This window comes from Microcoleus sp. B7-D4, from assembly GCF_036705125.1.
GTDB lineage: Bacteria > Cyanobacteriota > Cyanobacteriia > Cyanobacteriales > Microcoleaceae > Microcoleus.
Genome location: NZ_JAUBTT010000241.1, coordinates 1 through 1,947, shown reverse-complemented (window position 1 = coordinate 1,947; position 1,947 = coordinate 1). Strand labels below are relative to the sequence as shown.

Below are 1,947 nucleotides of genomic sequence, written 5' to 3'. Positions count from 1 at the left end.
GTGCGATTCGTTGAAACGTGAATCACGGTAATCAGTCCGTACATAGCGTTTCCAGCCACAAGGCTGAACTCTCGGTCGGATAAGGGTGCAAGTCCCTTCTGCCAGACTCAGGCATGACTCCCTATCTGCCCACACCGACCAAGCTCGATTCTTGGAGAGTGAAGCTGGGAACAGGACGCAATCAGACATCTTATGTGGGGTGACACTGGCGTTAATGGGGAGTTCCGATGGTGAAAACAGAGCCTAAAAAAGTAACTTACGTCAGAGCGGGTCGCAGACCAAAATCCCGACTCCACTGGAATTTATTCCCGCCGAATCATCTTCTCAATATCGGCAAGAGTCTAGGGAATCCAGTAGTTAAATTGGCTCCACCTAAAGGAACAATCAATCTAACCGAGGGAACGAAGAAAAACGAACTGAGGGTCTAGGGGAAGTCGAACCCCAAAGTAGGCTAGACGAGCAGCGGAACCCCCTCCGTTCGGGTAGGACAGACCGTAACTGGTCTGAGGTGTTCAGAAAACATAAGTTAGAGCAGCGCATGATTAGGCACAACAGTAATGTTAGTGAATCTTGGAAGACGTTACCTTGGAAGAAATTCCGAAGGGACTTATTTCGCCTACAAAAACGAGTGTTTAAAGCGATTCAAGTTGGAGACAAGCAGAAAGCGAAGTCCGTTCAAAAGCTAATGCTGAAATCTCGGGCTGCAAGAATGTTGGCGATACGTCAAGTAACTCAACTAAATGCTGGCAAAAAGACTGCGGGAATCGATAGAAAAGCCTCACTCACATTTGAGGAAAGATTTGTTCTGAGCGATGAACTCAGAGCCAAAAGTAACAACTGGAAACATCAGAAGTTACGTTCAATACCAATCCCTAAAAAGGATGGGAGTACCCGCCTCCTCAAGATACCAACTATCGCTGATAGAGCGTGGCAATGCCTCGCAAAATACGCGCTAGAGCCAGCACATGAAGCAACTTTTCACGCTTGCAGCTATGGGTTTAGAACAGGGAGATCAGCGCATGACGCGCAGAAAACTCTGTTCAACAATCTACGCTCCATAAGTAATGGAATAGAGAAACGGGTTATCGAACTCGACATCGAAAAATGCTTCGACAGGATCAGCCACGCCAGCATAATGGAACGACTCATCGCCCCCAAAGGCATCAAGACCGGGATATTCCGCTGTCTAAAATCAGGAGTCAATCCAGAATTTCCCGAACAAGGAACCCCACAAGGGGGCGTGGTAAGTCCATTACTCGCCAATATTGCCCTCAATGGGATTGAGGAAATACATCAATCAGTCCGCTATGCGGATGATATGGTAATAATTCTAAAGCCCAAAGATGACGCAGAGGTAATACTTGATAAAGTCAGCGAATTTCTGGCAGAACGAGGGATGAAGGTTAGTGAAAAGAAAACCAAGCTAACGGCTACGACAGATGGGTTTGACTTCCTCGGTTGGCATTTTAAAGTGCAAAACAACGGGAAATTTAGATGCGTTCCATCAGCGGACAATTTTAAAGCGTTCCGTCAGAAGGTAAAACACATCGTTAACAACTCGAATTATGGTGCCACGCTCAAGGCCCAGAAATTAGCCTCTGTGGTTAGAGGCTGGAGAAATTACCATCGCTACTGTAAGTTAGATGGGTCACGGTTTTCGCTGTGGTTCCTCGACAATAGAGCCTTCAAGGTATTTAACAAGGAATCAAAACAGAACCGCTATACTGCCAGGAAACTGATAGAAAAGGCGTTCCCGGCGATTCCTTACTCCGAAAACAAATTTGTCAATGTCAAAGGGAAGAAATCTCCCTACGACGGAGATATAGCTTACTGGAGTGAGCGTAACAGCAAACTCTACGACGGCAAAACTTCTAAAGCTTTAAAACGGCAAAACCATAAATGTGGGAAATGTGGTCTAAAAATGCTAGGCGATGAAAAGGTACATCT

General features: G+C 46.0%; 2 protein-coding genes. One reads left to right on the top strand and one right to left on the bottom strand.

Annotated features, from left to right (window positions below):
• Window positions 1–189: hypothetical protein (locus QUB12_RS37150; protein WP_333311098.1), on the bottom strand; the 189-nt coding region annotated here is incomplete at its 3' end.
• A gap of 349 nt (window positions 190–538) precedes the next feature.
• Here QUB12_RS37150 and QUB12_RS37145 point away from each other — a divergent pair.
• Window positions 539–1,947 (top strand): reverse transcriptase domain-containing protein (locus QUB12_RS37145; protein WP_333311096.1); only part of this gene is annotated, 1,409 nt, incomplete at its 3' end.